The following is a 16,955-nucleotide window of genomic DNA, read 5'->3' as shown; positions in this document are numbered from 1 at the left end:
TTCGAGACGGGAGAGGGGGCGCCACAGATGACGTCGGCGTGTGTGGCTCCCCCTCTCCCGGGTGAGTTCGGGTCGACCTTCGGCGCTCCCCTCTCCCGCAAGGGGAGAGGGGATAATTATGCGCATCGCGCTATGCTGCGAAGAGACGTTCATTCCGCCGCCTCCATCCGCGCGCCATCCAGCGCCATGTCCACCACGACCAATCTCGTGCGGATGCGCTGGGAGGTGCCGTCCTGGAAGCGGATGGTGGTGTCGACGGGGATGTCCCGGGCGCCGCCATAGATGCCGTCGATGATATCCGCGTATTTCTCGTTGATGACGCTGCGGCGGACTTTTCGGGTGCGGGTCAGCTCGCCGTCGTCGGCGTCGAGCTCCTTGTACAGCAGCAGGAATTTGGCGATGCGCTGCGCCGGCGGCAGCGTGGCATTCACCGTCTCGACTTCCTTGCGGATCATCTCATAGACCTCCGGGCGCGACGACAGGTCCGTATAGGTCGTGAACGAGATGCGGTTCTTCTCGGCCCATTTCGAGATGATCGAGAAGCGGATGCAGATCATCGCTGCGAGCGCATCGCGGTTGTCGCCGAGCACCACCGTCTCGGCGATATAGGGCGAGAATTTCAGCTTGTTCTCGATATATTGCGGTGAGAAGCGCTCGCCGCGCGCGGTCTGTGCCAGATCCTTGATGCGGTCGATGACGACGAGTTGCTTGTTGTCGTTGAAGTAGCCGGCGTCGCCGGAATGCATCCAGCCGTCGCGCAGATCGGCAGCGGAGGCCTCGGGCGATTTGTAATAGCCGAGGAACATATTGGGGTGCCTGACCACGATCTCGCCAACGCCCTGCACGTCGGGATCGCGAACTTCGATCTCGATGCCGCTGCCCATGGCGATGCCGGTGGTGTCGGGATCGACAGCGTCCGGCGCATGCAGCGTGAAGGCGCCCAGCGTTTCGGTCTGGCCATAGAGCGTGCGCAGCGGCACACCCATGGCGCGGAAGAATTTGAATGTATCGGGGCCCAGTGCCGCGCCGCCGGTGGCGGCCGAGCGCAACCGGGTAAAACCGAGACGATCACGCAGCGCACGGAACAGCAGCGTATCGGCAACGGCAGAGCGCTTGCCGTTGGCGAGCGCGGACAGGCCCGACTTCATGCCGAGCTCATACAGGCTCTGCTTCAGCGGCGAGGCGTCCATTACCCGCGCGCGAACATCGGCGGCGATGCCTTCCCAGACCCGCGGCGCGAACAGTACGAAGGTGGGCGCGATCTCACGAAAATCGTTCATCATGGTGTCGGCCTGCTCGACGAAGTTGACCTTCATCCGTGAGAGCAAACCTTTGCCGAGCGCATAGACCTGTTCCATGATCCAGGGCAGCGGCAGCACCGAGACATATTCGTCATCCGGTCCCTTGGGATCGAAGGAGAGATACACCGCGCAGTGGCCGAGCACACGGCCTGCGGCGAGCATCGCCAGCTTGGGATGTGACGTGGTGCCCGACGTGGTGCAGAGGATCGCGACGTCCTCGCCCTTGGTCGCATCGACCAGTTGATCGTAGAGGCCCGGCTCGCGCGCCGCGCGGTCGCGGCCCATCTGGGCGAGCCTGTCGGCCTCTAACAGCCGCGGGTCGTCATATTTCCGCATGCCGCGCGGATCGCTGTAGACGATGTGCTTCAGCGCCGGGACACGGTCGGCGAGGGTGAGCAGCTTGTCGACCTGTTCTTCATCCTCGGCGAACACGATCTTCGCTTCGCCGTAGTTCAGGAGATAGGCGGCTTCCTCATCCAGCACGTCGCGATAGAGACCGAGGCTCATGCCGCCGATGGCGTGTGCTGCGATTTCCGCGGACACCCAATCCGGCCGGTTGTCGCCGATAATGCCGATAACGTCGCCACGGGCTATGCCGAGCTCGACCATGCCGAGCGTGAAATCCTTCACCCGGGTATGGTAATCGTTCCAGGTGAACTCCCGCCACAGGCCGAAATCCTTCTCGCGCAGCGCGATCTCGCCGCCATGTTCTTTGGCGTTGAGGCGCAGCAGCTTCGGATAGGTATCTGCCTGTTTGACGCGGCCGGCATAGTCCATCATGCGGCACTCTCCGCAACGATGGGCGCATGGTCGGGATCGACGAGGGCTTCGTCCTCTTCACCGAGATAGGCGCGCTTGACGTGTGGATCGGCTAGCACGGCAGCAGGATCGCCCTCGGCGATCTTGCGGCCGAAATCCAGCACCATCACGCGATGCGAGATGTCCATCACGACGTCCATGTCGTGCTCGATCATCATTACCGTCATCCCGTATTCTTCGTTGAGATCGACGATGTAACGCGCCATGTCCTCCTTCTCCTCGAAGTTCATGCCGGCCATCGGCTCGTCGAGGAGGATGAGGTTGGGCTCCAACGCCATCGCGCGGGCGAGTTCGACGCGTTTGCGCAGACCATAGGGAAGGGTGCCAGCGGTGGCCTTGCGCACGCTCTGCAGATCGAGGAAGTCGATGATCTCCTCGACCTTGCGGCGATGCTCGAGCTCTTCCTTGCGCGCGCCGGTCAGCCAGTACAGCGAGCCGGTGAGGAAGTTGTTCTTCAGGAGGTGATGGCGGCCGACCATGATGTTGTCGAGCACGCTCATATGATGAAACAGCGCGAGGTTCTGAAAGGTGCGGCCGATGCCGAGGCCGGGTCGGGCGTTGGGGTTGAGCCCGGTGATGTCCGTGCCGTGATAGAACAGCTGGCCTTCGGTCGGGCGATAGCGACCGGAGATGCAGTTGACGATGGAGGTCTTGCCGGCGCCGTTCGGCCCGATGATCGAGAACAGCTCGCCGTCATTGACAGCGAAGCTCACATCGGTGAGCGCGCGAACGCCACCAAAGCGCAGTGACACCCCGCGCACGTCCAGAGCAACCGCCACTCAGATCCTCCCAGATACGGCGCTTGTCGCGCTCTTTATCCACGTTCCTCGGATGGTCCCGAGCCTATATCGCCCGGTCACGCTAAGCCATTCTACTAATGACCTTTCGCGGTGGTCTTCCCTACGTCAAATCGGTATCCTGAAATGTCTCGCGGCGGACAATCTGCCTGCCAATTTGTCGCGCGAGCGTTCTTTTGCGTTGCAACATGCGAAGTGAAGCCGGGCCCCATGATTGCTGCAGATCATCTCAAGCGCATCGCGGCGTGGGCGCGGGACCTGAACGAGAAGGAGATTGAGGTCGCGCGCGCGGGCATCGTCGAGAAGTCGTTCAAGGCAAATGAATTCGTCTGCATGCGCGGTGACCAGTTCGAATACTGGACCGGCGTGGTGAGTGGTCTCGCGAAGATTGGCACCATCTCACGCAGCGGCAAGGAAGTCAGCATCACTGGCCTCACGGCCGGCGCATGGTTTGGCGAGGGCAGCGTGCTGAAGAACGAACCGCGACGTTACGACATTGTCCCGCTACGAGACTCCAAGCTCGCATTCATGGAGCGCCCGGCATTTATGTGGTTGTTCGAGAACAGTGTCGGCTTCAACCGCTTCCTGGTCTCGCTGTTGAACGAACGGCTCGGTCAGTTCATCGCACTGACTGAATATGGCCGCAGGCTCGATGCCACCGGGCGTCTCGCGCGCTGCATTGCCTCGCTGTTCAACCCGATCCTCTACCGCGACGCGAGCCGCCATCTGGAGATCACGCAGGAAGAGCTCGGCGCCATCACCGGCATTTCGCGCCAAAAGGCCAACCAATGCCTGCAGACGCTGGAGAAGGAGGGCTTGCTGCGGCTTGAATATGGCGGCGTGACAGTAGTCGATCTTGAAAAGCTGGGCAGCTACGGCGATTAGGCGATGCTCAGACTTCCAGCCATTCCCTGCGCACGGCGTCATTGGCCTTGAGTTCGGCGGGCGTGCCTTCGAATACGATACGGCCGTGGCCCATCACATAGACCCGGTGCGAGATGCGCAGCGCGATCGACAGTTTTTGCTCGACCAGCAGGATCGCGACGCCGCGCCGCGCGATCTCGGCGATGAGATCGCCGACCTGCTGGACGATGATCGGCGCGAGGCCCTCGGTGGGCTCGTCGATCATCACGAGTTCAGGATCGCCCATCAGCGTGCGGCAGATCGTCAACATCTGCTTCTCGCCGCCGGACAGCACGCCGGCGGCGGTGTCCGCGCGGGCCGCGAGGTTAGGGAACATGCCGAGCATGTCATCGAGCTTCCACTTGCCGGGATGATGCGGATCCTTGATCCCCAGCATCAGGTTCTGCCGTACCGTGAGGCCCGGAAAGATGTCGCGATGCTCCGGCACGTAGCCGAGGCCGAGATGCGCGATCCTGAAGCTCGGCAGGCCGGCGATATTGGTGCCCTTGAAGGTGATCGTGCCGTGCGGCGGCACCTCGCCCATGATGGCTTTCACGGTGGTGGAGCGCCCGACGCCGTTGCGGCCGAGCAGGCTGACGACTTCGCCGGCGTCGATATGCAGGTCGACGCCCTGCAGAATGTGGCTCTTGCCGTAATAGGCGTGCAGGTCCTGAACTTGGAGCATCACGCCACTTCCTCGCCGAGATAGGCTTCCTTGACCTTGGGATTGCCGCGGATTTCCTCCGGCGTGCCCGAGGCGATGATCTGGCCGTAGACCAGAACCGAGATGCGGTCGGCGAGGCCGAACACCACGCTCATGTCGTGCTCGACGATCAGCAGCGTGCGCCCCTCGGTCAGCCGCCGGATCAGTGCCACGGCACGCTCGGTTTCGGCGTGACTCATGCCGGCCGTGGGCTCGTCCAGCAGGATGACATCGGCGCCGCCCGCAATGGTAATGCCGATTTCGAGCGCGCGCTGTTCGGCATAGGTCAAAAGACCCGCGGGCACGTCGCGGCGCGATACGAGGTTGATATCCTGCAGAATCTGCGCAGTGCGGTCGCGCACCTCGGGCAGGTTGTCGATATTCTTCCAGAACGCGTAACGATGGCCGGTGGCCCACAGCACAGCGCAGCGCAGGTTCTCCCATACGCTCATCTTGGCGAACACGTTGGTGACCTGGAACGAGCGCGACAATCCGCGGCGATTGATCTGGAACGGCGGCAGGCCGGAGATCACCTGATCGCGCAGCAGGATGCTGCCGACTGACGGCTTCATGTAGCCGCTGATGAGATTGAACAGCGTCGACTTGCCGGCGCCGTTGGGACCGATCAGCGCATGGCGTTCGCCTTGCGCGACCGTCAGGTTGACGTTGCGGATCACGGAGGTGATGCCGAAGGTCTTTTCGACGCCGCGCAGTTCAATGGCGGTGCTCATGCGGCCACTCCCTTCTCGCGTGCGGCGGTCAGGGCATCGTCCCAACTGCCGGCGACGCGCGCCCATGTCTTGCGCGCAATCAGAAAGCCGCCGATCAGTAGCACGGCGGCAACGGCCCAGATCGCAGGGTTTGCCGCATCGAACGGAATGCCGAAGGCCTTGATGTGTGAATCCTCGCCGGGATTGACGGTGAAGTGGACGGTGGTCTCGATCGCCAGCATCAGGCCGGTGATCATCGCCAGCGTTGGTACGAAGGCGACGAGATAGCTCGGCAGCACGCGGCTGAGCGTGCCGCCTTTCAGCAGCGGTCGGTGCATCATCAGCAGTCCGGTGATGCCGCCGGGCGCGAACATCACCACGGCGATGAAGATCAGGCCGAAATAGAGCTGCCAGACCTGCGTGAGATCGGACAGGCCGAGCGACAGCAGCGTGACGAAGATCGCGCCGACGATCGGGCCGATAAAGAAGCCGACGCCGCCGATATAGGTGGCGAACAACACGGTGCCCGATTGCACGGCGCCGAGATAGGCCGAATTGGCGATCTCGAAATTGATGGCGGCCAATGCACCTGCGATGCCGGCGAACAGGCCGGAGAAACAGAAGGCGATATAACGGATGATGTGCGGATCGTAGCCGACGAACTGCACGCGCTCGGGATTGTCGCGGACTGCGTTGCACATGCGCCCGAGCGGCGTGCGGGTGAGCGCGTACATCGCGATGACGGCAATCAGCGTCCAGGCCGCCACGAGATAGTAGATCTGGATCTGCGGGCCGAAACTCCAGTCGAACAGACGCAGCACCTTGGTGCGGTTGGCGGAGACGCCGGCTTCACCGCCGAAGAAGGTGCGCAAGATCAGCGCCGAGGATGCGACGAGTTCTGCGACACCGAGCGAGATCATCGCAAAGGCCGTACCGGAGCGCCGCGTCGACACCCAGCCGAGCAGCATGGCGAAGACGAGGCCAGCCGCGCCGCCGACCAGCGGAACGAGTGGTAGCGGGATCGCAAACTTGTTTTTGGCGATGATGTTGATGGCGTGGATCGCGAGGAAGCCGCCGAGGCCGTAATAGACGGCATGGCCGAAGGACAGCATGCCGGTCTGGCCGAGCAGGATATTGTAGGACAGCGAGAAGATGATCGAAATGCCGATCAGGCTGAAAGTGGTCAGCGATCCGCCCGATGAAAACAGTTTCGGCAGCACCAGCAGCGCCAGCGCGGCGCCGATCCAGATGCCGTAGAATTTCAGCCGGTCGGACGCGGCGGGGCGGGGCGGGGCGATGGTTGCCGGAATTTTGGCGGTGGCGTCGCTCATGTGTCGCGTGTTCCCAGCAGGCCCATCGGGCGGAAGATCAGGATCAGCACCAGCAGCAGATAGGGCATGATCGGCGCGATCTGGGCGACGGTGACGTTCCAGATGTCGGACAGCCAGGTGGCGGCATAGTCGGGGCTGAGCGGGCCGAAGGCGCCGGCCAGCGAGCCGTTCATCGATACGGCGAAGGTCTGCACGAGGCCGATCAGCAATGAGGCAATGAAGGCACCGGGCAGCGAGCCGAGGCCGCCGACGACCACGACGACGAACAGGATCGGGCCAAGCAGGCCGGCCATGTTGGATTGCGTGACCAGCGCCGGGCCTGCGATCACGCCGGCCACGGCGGCCAGCGCGGTACCGACGCCGAACACCAGCATGAAGATGCGCCCGACATTGTGTCCGAGATGGCCGACCATATGCGGATGGGTCAGCGCGGCCTGTACGATCAGGCCGATGCGCGTGCGCTTCAGCACCACCAATAATCCGATGAAGATCACGATGGAGACGACCAGCATGAAGATCTTGAAGGCCGGGTAGTTGGTGGAGAACAGCGTGAAGGCCGGGAAGTCGAGCAGCGGCGGTACGCGGAAATCGACCGGGCTCTTGCCCCAGATAATCTGCACGATCTCCTCGATGGCGAAAGCAAGCCCGAAGGTGAACAGCAGCTCGGCGACGTGGCCGTTCTTGTGAACATGACGCAGGCCGTAGCGTTCGACAGCGGCGCCGAGCGCGCCGGCCAGCAGCGGCGCGAGGATCAGCGCCGGCCAGAAGCCGAACCAGCGGCTGATCTGGAAGCCGAAGAATGCGCCGAGCATATAGAAACTGGCATGGGCGAAGTTCAGCACGCCAAGCATGCTGAAGATCACCGTCAGGCCTGAGGCCATCAGGAACAGCAGCATGCCGTACAGAACGCCGTTGAGCGTGGAGATGACGATCAGTTCAAGCACGAATGACCTCGGTGTCTAACTGGTCGCGAATGGGAATAGAAAAAAAACGCCGTTATGGCCGGGCCTGTCCCGGCCATCCACGTCTTTTCTTGGCTGGCGCAAGGCGTGGATGCTCGGGTCAAGCCCGGGCATGACGGAGTTTGTGGTTGGCTCCGTCGCACGGCTGTCGCAGCGCCCTTCGACGTTTACGGCCGTTCCATCTTGCAAGTGGTCGGCAGCACCGTCTGCGGCGTGTCGATCTTGGCGGCGAGCTTCCAGCCCCAGCCGGTCTTTTCCTCGTCGAACGGCTCCTTGTCGGTGCGTTCGCCGAACGAGGCGATATACATCGGCTGGAAGAACTGATGGTCGTCCTTGCGCATGTTGCCCTTGCCGCCGTCGAACACCTCGAACTCCATGCCTTCGAGGGCTGCGGCGACCTTCACCGGATCCAGCGACTTGGCCTTTTCGGCGGCCGCGGCGAACATGCGCATCTCGTTCACGGCGCGCGGATAGAACAGGCTGAAGTCATATTTCGCGCGCAGTGCCTTTTCGAATACGTCGGCCGAGGCATGGCCGAGATTCGGAATGCCTTCGGCGATCTGGAACACCTGATGGTTCAGGCCGGCCTGCTTGATCGCGGTCGGGCCACCGGTGCCGCCGGCATAATAGGTGAACCAGCTCACCTTGAGGCCCGCGTCAGCTGCAGCCTTCAGCAGCAGCGCGAAATCCTGACCCCAGTTGCCTGTGATGACGCTGTCGGCGCCGGAGGCCTTGATCTTCGCAATGTAGGGCGCGAAGTCGGTGATCTTGAGCAGCGGATGCAGCTCGTCGCCGACGATCTTGACGTCCGGCCGCTTGGTGCCGAGCATGGCGCGCGCCTGGGTGCGCACCGACTGACCGAACGAGTAGTCCTGATTGATCAGGTAGACGTTCTTCACCGCAGGCACGGTCTTGATGTAGTTGGTGAGCGCTTCCATCTTGATGTCTGAATTGGCATCCCAGCGGAAATGCCAGAAGCTGCATTTCTCGTTGGTCAGAACCGGATCGACGGCGGCATAGTTGAAGTACAGGACTTCCTTGCCGGGATTGCGGTCGTTGAACTTGGTGACGAAATCCGACAGCGCACCGGCGACCGACGAGCCGTTGCCCTGGGTGATGTAGCGAATGCCGCCATCGATCGCCTTCTGCGCCTGGATCAGGCTCTCTTGCGGATTGGTCTTGTTGTCGAGGGGGACGATCTCGACCTTCTTGCCGAGAATGCCGCCCTTGGCGTTCAGCTCGTCTGCGAGAAACTGGAAGGTCTTGAGGCCGACTTCGCCGACGCTGGCGCCGCCGCCGGACAGTGGATCGATATAACCGATCTTCACGGTCTCCTGCGCCATCGCTGCGCCGCCGAGCATCGGCAGCGCAATGGACGCAATGGACGCAATGAGGGCTAGTTTGCGCATGGTGTTTCTCCCTGGAAGCATTTGTGCTGGCCGTTGTCGCGACGCCGAATCTTTTGATCCATCCGTCGCTGGCCTTATCCCGGGAGTGTGAGCCATGGCCGCTGAAGCTGCAAGCCTCACTTGCAGCCTCACTTGGTCGTAGGCGCGGCCTTCGCTTTCTTGGATATCGCAGTGTCGCCAATGATTTCCGTGGCACGCAATTGGTCGATGTCCGCTGCGCCCAAACCTAGGATATCGCGCAGGACTTCGTCATTGTGCTGGCCGAGCGTCGGCGCCAGCCGGGTGATCGGGTAGGGCAGTTTGGCACTGCCTTCGCGATAGGCAACGGAGGGCAGCAGGTGAGGGCCCATGAAGACCTTCGTCACAGGCTGCCAGTGGCCGACTGCGAGCAGATGCGGATCGCCGGCCAGATCCAGCGGCAGTCGCGCAGTACCGGCGGGCACGCCGGCGTCCTGCAGCGTCACCATGGCAAGATCCGGCCGCACGGTCGTCGTCCAGTGCCGGATCGCAACTTCGATGCGGTCTTCCTCGGCGCGGCGGCCTTCGGCTGTGGCGAGTGCGGCGTCATCGGCCAGGTCCGCACGATGCATGACCTTGCACAGCGCCCGCCATTCGTCGTCGCTGCGCACGGCAATGGTGATCCACTGATCTTCGCCAAGACAGGGAAAGCAACCGTTCGGCACGAAGCGCGGATGCCGGTTGCCAATGCGCGGGCCGGATTTTCCGGTGGCGGATTGCTCGATGACAGAGGGTGCGACAAGAGGCAGCAGGGCTTCCGTCGCACTGAGATCGATGTGCTGGCCGAGGCCGGTATTCTTCTGATGCATGAAGCCGAGCATCAATGCCGCCGCAGCACTGACGCCGCCGAAGGGATCGCCGAGCGCGGCATGCAGCATGGTCGGTGGATCGCCTTCGCGGCCGGTGACAGATGGCAGGCCTGACGCCTGCTCCAGCGTCGAGCCATAGGCGCGCACGCCGCTCCATGGACCGGTCATGCCGAAGGCGGGCATCGTCACCACCACGAGACGCGGATTGATCTTGTGCATGGCTGCAGCATCAAGGCCCATGCGCGGCAGCACGTCGGCGGCATAGTTGTCGATCACAGCATCCGCGCCGGCGATCAACTGTTTCAGCAGCTCCTTGCCGCGCGGATTGGTGAGATCCAGCGTAATGCCGCGCTTGTTGCGGTTCATCTGCTGAAACCAGTAGATCTTCTCGTAGGTGCGTTCCGGAAAATACGGGCCGCGTGGATCGGTGCCGCGAAACCAGTCGGGATACTGGCACGACTCCACCTTGATGATGTCGGCGCCGAGATCGCCCATCTGCCGCGTCGCCGATGGCCCGGCCCAGCCCATGGTGAGATCGATAATGCGTAGCCCCTTCAGCGGCTGCGGATCATCCGGCGTTGCTTGTCTCGTCGCTACGCGCTGATGCGCGGGCAGGGCGTCGATTGTGTCATCGCCTGCAAATGGCGCGCGGCCGTTCGGCTTCGGCCGAGAGCCCGTAAGTGTTTGCGGCAGCACCGGTGCATCAAATGATGCCGTTCCAATCTCGACTTTCGCGAAGGCGCCGCGGTCGCGATAGTATTGCTGCTTCAGCAGCGTCTCCATGTCCGGCACGACCGCGAGCGGAAGGCGTAGCTCGATGCCCATTTCGAACCATTCCTGTGCGCTCTTGTGCATCAGGATGGGCTGGAAGATATCGAACAGCGCCTTGGAATTGTTGGTGCGCGCGAGGCCGTCGTTGAACTGCGGCTCTGTCTCCAGTTCGGGAAGGCCAAGCAACACGCAGAACGCAGCCCATTGCGCCGGTGTCACGACAGTAATGCCGAGCCAGCCGTCTTTGGTCGGGAAATTGCCGACGGGATAGCCGCGGCCGAAGCGATTGATGGCCATGCGGGGCCGTGTGAAGCCGACTTCCAGCGCGAGTCCTGTGTCGAACTCGCTGATCTGCAGCATCGCCTCATGCGCGCTAACGGCAAAGCGTCGTGCGCCGTTGGCGCGATCATACAGGCTGGCCAGCGTCGGAATGAACGCGGTGAGGCCGGCCATGACGGCGATTTGGCCGTCGCGCGGCAGCACCGGCGGGCCTTCCTGCGCACCGACCAGCTTCACGCTGCCCGAGAGACTGCGACAAACGGAGTCCGTCGTCTGATAATTGCTGTAGAGGCCGTGTTCGCCGAACCACGAGATCGCGGTGATCGCGAGGCCGGGTTGCTCCTTGCGCAGATCATCATGCGTCAGGAGTGAGTTCGGAATCTCCGACGGCGCGCGCGCGTCGATCAGCAGGTCGCATGTCGCAAGCAATGCGCGGACACGCGCGACATCGTCGGACTTGTCGAGATCGGCAATGACACTGCGCTTGTTGGTATTCAGCCAGGCGAAATATCCGCTCTCGCGGCGGCCATTACCGGCATCGACCAGCGGCGGATAGTGCCGCGCGGGATCGCCGCCCGGCGGTTCGATCTTGATGACCTCAGCGCCGAAATCGGAAAACAGTTTGCCGCAGTAATCCAGCGTATCGCCGGAACCGATTTCCGCGACACGCAAATCCGATAATGGCAAGTTTGGCATTTCCGCCCGATCATTTTTTTATGTGTCGGGGCATCATGTCGAGATGTGTGCGGGCGTCAAGTCATTCGGCGCGCGCTGCAGACTTGTCGAGCGCAATCGACATCGCCGAGATCAGCGGCTTCATGAAGAACGCATCATTGGCCGGATAGATGTCGGCCTCGAGGCCGTACGATTTCAACTCGTCTGACACGACGGGACCAACCGATGCGATCGGTGTTTTCGCAAGTGCATTGCGCAATTGATCCTCGCGGTCATGCGCCTTCGCAGCATCGACCAGACGGCGCACCTGACCCGAACTCGTCAGCGCGATTGCATCGACGCGGCCTGCTTCCATCTCATCGATGGCGGAGAGGATGTTCGTCTCAGCAGCCTTGGAGTCGTAGATGTAAGGCAGCACCGTATCGACCTCGGCGCCGCAGGAGGTGATCGCTGATATCAGAACGCTGTGATCCTTCTCGGGATAGAGCTGCAGGCCGAGACGGTGACCTTTGAGATCGAGCCGCGACAGCATTTCGGCAACGCCTTCGGAGGTCGGCTTCTCGGTGGTGATATCGGCCTCAAGCCCGATCTCGCGCAAGGCGCGACCGGGCTTCGGGCCGCGTGCGAATTTGCGGGATTTGCCGACAGCCGCCACGAACTCTTTTTCGATGCCGCGGTGACGCACGATTTTCATCATCCGGCGGAGCCCTTCGCCGGTCATTAAAACGAGGTCGTCGAATGGGTTAGCAATGAAACGGCGAATCCAGGCCTCGACCGGGGCGGGATCCGGCGCGTCTTCGATGGTGAACATCGGACATTGCAGCACATCGGCGCCCTGTTCGGTCAGCAGGCGGGAGAATTGCGCTTCCTCGCGGGTCTCCAGGATCAGGATGCGGTAACCGTTGAGCTTGTCAGCCATCTCTGTTTTCTGCCTGTTTTCGCACGTTAATTCGCTGGCAATGACGTCCATATTGCAGCGCGCAATTGGATTGGCGCAAGCTTGCTTCGGATGATAGAGCAGGGCCTCGATTTTCAATTCCCTTGAAGCAGATCAGCCCGCCCATGTCCGTTCAAGCCATGTCTCATCAATTTGTTCTGACCCTGTCCTGTCCAGATCGGCCCGGCATCGTGTCCGCTGTATCGACCTTCCTGGCCCAAAATGGCCAGAACATTCTCGATGCCCAGCAGTTCAACGATGTCGAGACCGGCCACTTCTTCATGCGCGTCGTATTCAACGCCGCGGATGTGAATGTCGAGCTGGCGGCGCTGAAGACCGGCTTCGGGGCCATCGCCGAGCGCTTCAAGATGGACTGGCAGATGCGGGACCGGGCGACGCGTCGCCGCGTCATGCTGCTGGTGTCGAAGTCGGATCACTGCCTCGTCGATATCCTGTATCGCTGGCGCACCGGCGATCTCGATATGATCCCGACCGCGATCGTCTCGAACCATCCGCGTGAAGCCTTCAAGGATCTCGATTTCGGCGACATCCCGTTCCACCACATGCCGATCACCAAGGAGACCAAGCGCGAGCAGGAAGAGGCGATCTGGGATCTGGTTGGCACGACCGAGACCGAACTCGTGGTGCTGGCGCGTTACATGCAGATCCTCTCCGACGAGATGTCGGCTAAACTCTCCGGCAAGTGCATCAACATCCACCACTCGTTCCTGCCGGGCTTCAAGGGGGCGCGACCCTATCACCAGGCCCATGCGCGCGGCGTCAAACTGATCGGCGCCACCGCGCACTACGTGACCAGCGATCTCGACGAAGGTCCGATCATCGATCAGGACGTCGAGCGCATTAGCCATCGCGACACGCCGGAAGAACTGGTGGCCAAGGGCCGCGACATCGAGCGTCGCGTGCTGGCGCGCGCCATGCGCTATCACCTCGAGGACCGCGTGATCCTCAACGGCAAGAAGACCGTCGTTTTCATGAACTGATGACCCGCGCTCTGCGGGTCAGTGAACGGCGGTTGCCGAAGGCGATGTGGTGGGATCGGGACCGGTCTGGCCAACGCCCTGCTGCGCGTTTTCGCGCTGCTTCATATAGGCATCGTATTCCGGGCTGCCCGGACGCGGCGGAGCATCAGCGGGCAGGCCACCAGCCCATGCCGGGATCAGGTCGGCCATGCCGCCGGCCATGAATGAACTGATCGAGCCGCAACCGCTCAATCCGCAGGACAACAGCACAAGACAAACAAAAGCGGGAACGCGGCGGGCTACTGGCATGGCGGCAACATCATTTGAGGCGGTCTGCGGAATATAGCAGATCTGCGACGGGTTTTGCCGACAATTGAAGGCAAATCAATGGTCAAATATTACCCAGCGTGGCTGGGCGGCCTCAGCGTTCCGGCAATCCGGCTGCCACATTGGCCCGCCCGATCGTTCCCAGCGCCGCCAGAAAGGCTGTGTTGGCATTCTTCGGCGGGGGAGCGATGTTGTTGAGGTTCGATCCGGGCCGCAGTGCGAGGGCCTTGTCCATGGCGGCCTTCGCTTCGTCATGACGACCCAGTTGCTGATAGGCGGCAGACAGTAGCATATACGGGCGTCCCGACGCCGGCGTGATGGCGATCGAGCTTTGCAGCCAGGGCAACGCGTCCTCGGCGCGACCCATGAACAGATAGCTCATTCCCGCGCCGAGCTGCCATGTCCAGCGCGACACCCGCGGGGTGTCGAAGCGATCCGCCTGCTTGAACATCACGAGGGCTTCTTCAAAGCGTCCGAGCTGAAGCTGGGTGAGGCCGATGTGATACAGCGCCACGCCGTTCCAGGGATCGAAGCTCAGTGTGCGGGCGCAGGCCACCAGGCTCTCGACGAATTCGTTGGTGGCGTTGAGAAAGCGGCAATAGGCTTCGAGCACCGGCAGATAATCCGGCTTCAGTTTCAGGCCGCGCTCGAGGATGGCGCGCGCCTTGCGCTCTGCGGCCGCGCTGTCCGCGGCACTGTACCAGACCATCTGCACGCCGCGGAGCTGCAACGCGGCGAGGGCGATGGCGAGATCGACATTGCCGGGATCGTCGGTGAGCGCCTTGTCGAGCATGGTCTGCGATGCGGCGAAGCGCTCTTGCGACGTCTGCGTGATGGACGCCATGGCCTGCTCGATCACCACTCCGGCGCTGCCGGATGTGGATTGATCACTGGCGGGTTTCTGCTCCGCATGGAGCAACGCATTGATGCGCAAGGCGAGCGGATGACCGACGCCTGCGGCCAATCGCGACTGCTGCAACAGAACGTCGCTGTCGTCGATCGCGAGTGAGACCGGCACGGTCCAGACGATATTGCCGGTCGCCGTCCGGGTCATGCGCGCACGCAGCTCCCATGCGCCGTCACGCTTCAGGAGTTCGCCGGAGACGACGAAGTCCGCCTTGATCGTGCGGGCATCCTGCGCTGCCACCTGCGGCGTGGCGACGTGGACATTGTCGATTTTCGCGAGCCCATCGCCGAGACGCGTCGTGACATCACGCGCCATCGCGGCGAGGTCGCTCTCGGCCGCGGTGATCGGCATCACCGCCAGGGTGATCGGTCCGCGTCCGGTGACCAGTCCCGGGGCGACCATGGCGGTCACTAACGCCAGCCCCATGACGAGAACCGCCGCGGCGGCCAGCGCCCAAACGGCGCGCCGGCCGATGCGGCGCACTGGTGGCGTGGGCAGCGCCGGAGTGGACGGCTGGTCCGGGTCGTGTTGGACGGTGGCGGACGCCGGCGCGACCGGCATCTGGGTGACCTCGGCGTCGAACAGATAGCCGCGGCCTTGCACCAGCTTGATGATCTGGCGGCGGTCGTCGCCGAGGGCGGTCCGGAGCTCCCGGATGCACTGAAACAGGCTGTCGTCGCCGACATGCACGTTCGGCCAGACCGCATCCATCAATTCCTGCTTGCTCAGCACGCGCCCGGAACGGGTCGCGAACAGAATCAGCATGGTGATGGTCTTGGGCCGGAGCTTGATGGCTACGCCGTCGGCGCCGCGCAGTTCGGCGCGCTGCCGATCCAGTTCAAAGCCGGAAAAACGCAGCACGTGATCCTCAGACGTTTTTGGGTCGTTCGATGCTGCGGCCATACCAGACAAATCGGCGCAAAATGGCGCTATCAGCCAAATATCAGAGAAACGTCAGAATGTAACGGCCCGGCATCAGGACGCTTCCGGTGCGACCCGGTAGCGTCCGGCCATGATGAATCCGCCTTCCGAGATCGCACTGAACCAGACGGATCCAGATTTCGCGCTGCGCGTGGTGGCGTCGGCACGTCCGACCCTGCCGTCGTGCGACGGGACGATCTGTGCGGGGCCGTTCACAGCGGACCGGATCCTGGCCCATCCGGCGCTGGGCGCGGGCATCCGCCGGCAGGCGCAGGCGCTGCTGGCTTTGCACCAGGCCAGCCCTCGCGCGACGGCGCCCTTTGCGACCCAGCAGCGCTGGCTGATGTCGCAGGCCGGGCTCGCGCAGTACTTTCGCAACGACTTGGCGCAACCCGGCAGCGGCGTGCTGGCGGAGCGCTTCATCGCGGCGGTACTGAGCCACGGTGTCGCCAGCCGCAACACCGCGGCGGCCTTTGTCAATGAAATGCTGAAATATGGCGTGGTCCGCTATGTCGCCGACAGCGCGGGCCGGCGGCAACGTCCGTTCGAACCCGCGTCGGCGACGCTGTCGATGCTGCTGTACTGGCTGGCAGCGCATCTCGTCACGCTGGACGGTTTCGACGGCGGCGCACGCGCAGTGGCGCTGGATCGCAGGCCGTCACTGCTCGGCGTGATCCACCCGGCGATCGCCGATGGCCTGCTGGCGTCGCACTCCATCCGCCAGCCGGACGGGACCTTCGCACTGTTCACCTGGGTTGATGACGGCGGCGTGGTGATGGATCGCCTGATCGCCGGCTGCGCGGAGCCGGCGGATGATGCGCGCATCCGCACTGACGTGACCTCGGTGTCCGCGCTCGCGCAGGGGCTCAACCTGTCGCGCACCCAGCTCGGCCGCAAATTCGCAGCCGCGGAGGCAATGGGCAGTCTCGGCTGGAGCGGCACGCGCGGCAAATCCGCGATGTGGGTCTCGCAGGCGTTCTGGCGCGACTATCACGCGGCGCAGGCGGTGAAGCTGGCGATCGTCGATGCCGCTTTTGCCGCTGCCTGTGCAGACGATCCATCGCCGATGCACGCAGAGCCGCCGGCATGACGGCGCTGTCCGCACCACCGATCAAAATGGAGATTGCGCATTGCGCACGCGCCGCTGCGCGTTCGACAGCTTGCGACCGCCTGTGCGGCAACCTGACCATTTTTGGTGGTCGCGTGTTCGATACGGCTTTCGACCTGTCCCGCGGCCGAGCGGGTCTCTATCACCGGACACACCGGCGACGGGATTCCGTCGCCGGGACAGCACACCGCATGTCGCCGCGGCGGATGACGGCCTCGCCCAGCAGCGCGGTCCCGGATGTCACGCGCAGCCATGACGGCAAGGGGACGCTTCGCGATGTCGGATAGG

Annotated in this window: 15 protein-coding genes; 4 read left to right on the top strand and 11 right to left on the bottom strand. The window is 63.0% G+C overall.

The window, feature by feature from the left end:
* Positions 1-149: 149 nt before the first annotated feature.
* Positions 150-2,081 (bottom strand): long-chain fatty acid--CoA ligase, encoded by a 1,932-nt coding sequence (locus tag A4A58_RS27380; protein ID WP_068738219.1) that lies wholly within the window; start codon positions 2,079-2,081, stop codon positions 150-152.
* A complete protein-coding gene (locus A4A58_RS27375) occupies positions 2,078-2,899 on the bottom strand; it encodes an ABC transporter ATP-binding protein (RefSeq protein WP_068738217.1) in 822 nt (273 codons plus the stop codon). The genes A4A58_RS27380 and A4A58_RS27375 overlap by 4 nt, the downstream gene beginning before the upstream one ends.
* A gap of 228 nt (positions 2,900-3,127) precedes the next feature.
* Here A4A58_RS27375 and A4A58_RS27370 point away from each other — a divergent pair, with 228 nt between their 5' ends.
* Positions 3,128-3,802, top strand: a complete 675-nt coding sequence (locus A4A58_RS27370) for a Crp/Fnr family transcriptional regulator (RefSeq protein ID WP_068738215.1) — start codon at positions 3,128-3,130, stop codon at positions 3,800-3,802.
* 7 nt (positions 3,803-3,809) lie between these two features.
* On the opposite strand, the gene A4A58_RS27365 is transcribed toward A4A58_RS27370, so the two are convergent.
* The 7 genes from A4A58_RS27365 to A4A58_RS27335 all read right to left on the bottom strand — a co-directional run bounded on the left by A4A58_RS27365 (position 3,810) and on the right by A4A58_RS27335 (position 12,406).
* Entirely contained in the window at positions 3,810-4,505 is a 696-nt protein-coding gene (locus A4A58_RS27365; RefSeq protein ID WP_068738213.1) for an ABC transporter ATP-binding protein, read from the bottom strand.
* A complete protein-coding gene (locus tag A4A58_RS27360; RefSeq protein ID WP_068738211.1) occupies positions 4,505-5,254 on the bottom strand; it encodes an ABC transporter ATP-binding protein in 750 nt (249 codons plus the stop codon). The genes A4A58_RS27365 and A4A58_RS27360 overlap by 1 nt, the downstream gene beginning before the upstream one ends.
* On the bottom strand, positions 5,251-6,564 hold the full coding sequence (locus A4A58_RS27355) for a branched-chain amino acid ABC transporter permease (RefSeq protein WP_068738209.1): 1,314 nt from the start codon (positions 6,562-6,564) through the stop codon (positions 5,251-5,253). The genes A4A58_RS27360 and A4A58_RS27355 overlap by 4 nt, the downstream gene beginning before the upstream one ends.
* Positions 6,561-7,508 (bottom strand): branched-chain amino acid ABC transporter permease, encoded by a 948-nt coding sequence (locus tag A4A58_RS27350; RefSeq protein WP_068738207.1) that lies wholly within the window; start codon positions 7,506-7,508, stop codon positions 6,561-6,563. The genes A4A58_RS27355 and A4A58_RS27350 overlap by 4 nt, the downstream gene beginning before the upstream one ends.
* Positions 7,509-7,693: 185 nt before the next feature.
* Complete coding sequence (locus A4A58_RS27345) at positions 7,694-8,935, bottom strand: branched-chain amino acid ABC transporter substrate-binding protein (RefSeq protein WP_068738205.1); 1,242 nt, start codon at positions 8,933-8,935, stop codon at positions 7,694-7,696.
* A gap of 128 nt (positions 8,936-9,063) precedes the next feature.
* Positions 9,064-11,508, bottom strand: a complete 2,445-nt coding sequence (locus A4A58_RS27340; protein ID WP_068738204.1) for a CaiB/BaiF CoA transferase family protein — start codon at positions 11,506-11,508, stop codon at positions 9,064-9,066.
* A 61-nt stretch (positions 11,509-11,569) separates the two neighbouring features.
* On the bottom strand, positions 11,570-12,406 hold the full coding sequence (locus A4A58_RS27335) for a uroporphyrinogen-III synthase (RefSeq protein WP_068738492.1): 837 nt from the start codon (positions 12,404-12,406) through the stop codon (positions 11,570-11,572).
* 158 nt (positions 12,407-12,564) lie between these two features.
* On the opposite strand from A4A58_RS27335, the gene purU reads away from it, so the two are divergent.
* Positions 12,565-13,425 (top strand): formyltetrahydrofolate deformylase, encoded by an 861-nt coding sequence (gene purU, locus A4A58_RS27330; RefSeq protein WP_068738490.1) that lies wholly within the window; start codon positions 12,565-12,567, stop codon positions 13,423-13,425.
* 18 nt (positions 13,426-13,443) lie between these two features.
* On the opposite strand, the gene A4A58_RS27325 is transcribed toward purU, so the two are convergent.
* Entirely contained in the window at positions 13,444-13,713 is a 270-nt protein-coding gene (locus tag A4A58_RS27325; RefSeq protein WP_139069955.1) for a hypothetical protein, read from the bottom strand.
* Positions 13,714-13,825: 112 nt separating this feature from the next.
* Positions 13,826-15,499: a winged helix-turn-helix domain-containing protein gene (locus tag A4A58_RS27320; protein ID WP_068738488.1), complete on the bottom strand. Its 1,674-nt coding sequence runs from the start codon at positions 15,497-15,499 to the stop codon at positions 13,826-13,828.
* A 154-nt stretch (positions 15,500-15,653) separates the two neighbouring features.
* On the opposite strand from A4A58_RS27320, the gene A4A58_RS27315 reads away from it, so the two are divergent.
* Positions 15,654-16,649: a hypothetical protein gene (locus A4A58_RS27315; RefSeq protein WP_204378209.1), complete on the top strand. Its 996-nt coding sequence runs from the start codon at positions 15,654-15,656 to the stop codon at positions 16,647-16,649.
* Entirely contained in the window at positions 16,646-16,954 is a 309-nt protein-coding gene (locus A4A58_RS30970) for a hypothetical protein (protein ID WP_068738198.1), read from the top strand. Before A4A58_RS27315 ends, A4A58_RS30970 begins: the two co-directional genes overlap by 4 nt.
* Position 16,955 lies beyond the last annotated feature (1 nt).

It is taken from the genome of Tardiphaga robiniae (assembly GCF_001618955.1).
Lineage (GTDB): Bacteria > Pseudomonadota > Alphaproteobacteria > Rhizobiales > Xanthobacteraceae > Tardiphaga > Tardiphaga robiniae_A.
This window is presented reverse-complemented; position numbering and strand designations above follow the sequence as displayed.

What these genes read in the sequence shown, in the direction of transcription:
- purU (WP_068738490.1), top strand. Translation starts at nt 12,565, where the DNA reads ATGTCTCATCAATTTGTTCTGACCCTGTCCTGTCCAGATCGGCCCGGC.
- A4A58_RS27365 (WP_068738213.1), bottom strand. Translation starts at nt 4,505, where the DNA reads ATGCTCCAAGTTCAGGACCTGCACGCCTATTACGGCAAGAGCCACATT.
- A4A58_RS27370 (WP_068738215.1), top strand. Translation starts at nt 3,128, where the DNA reads ATGATTGCTGCAGATCATCTCAAGCGCATCGCGGCGTGGGCGCGGGAC.
- A4A58_RS27360 (WP_068738211.1), bottom strand. Translation starts at nt 5,254, where the DNA reads ATGAGCACCGCCATTGAACTGCGCGGCGTCGAAAAGACCTTCGGCATC.
- A4A58_RS27335 (WP_068738492.1), bottom strand. Translation starts at nt 12,406, where the DNA reads ATGGCTGACAAGCTCAACGGTTACCGCATCCTGATCCTGGAGACCCGC.
- A4A58_RS27315 (WP_204378209.1), top strand. Translation starts at nt 15,654, where the DNA reads ATGAATCCGCCTTCCGAGATCGCACTGAACCAGACGGATCCAGATTTC.
- A4A58_RS30970 (WP_068738198.1), top strand. Translation starts at nt 16,646, where the DNA reads ATGACGGCGCTGTCCGCACCACCGATCAAAATGGAGATTGCGCATTGC.
- A4A58_RS27380 (WP_068738219.1), bottom strand. Translation starts at nt 2,081, where the DNA reads ATGATGGACTATGCCGGCCGCGTCAAACAGGCAGATACCTATCCGAAG.
- A4A58_RS27340 (WP_068738204.1), bottom strand. Translation starts at nt 11,508, where the DNA reads ATGCCAAACTTGCCATTATCGGATTTGCGTGTCGCGGAAATCGGTTCC.
- A4A58_RS27355 (WP_068738209.1), bottom strand. Translation starts at nt 6,564, where the DNA reads ATGAGCGACGCCACCGCCAAAATTCCGGCAACCATCGCCCCGCCCCGC.
- A4A58_RS27345 (WP_068738205.1), bottom strand. Translation starts at nt 8,935, where the DNA reads ATGCGCAAACTAGCCCTCATTGCGTCCATTGCGTCCATTGCGCTGCCG.
- A4A58_RS27325 (WP_139069955.1), bottom strand. Translation starts at nt 13,713, where the DNA reads ATGCCAGTAGCCCGCCGCGTTCCCGCTTTTGTTTGTCTTGTGCTGTTG.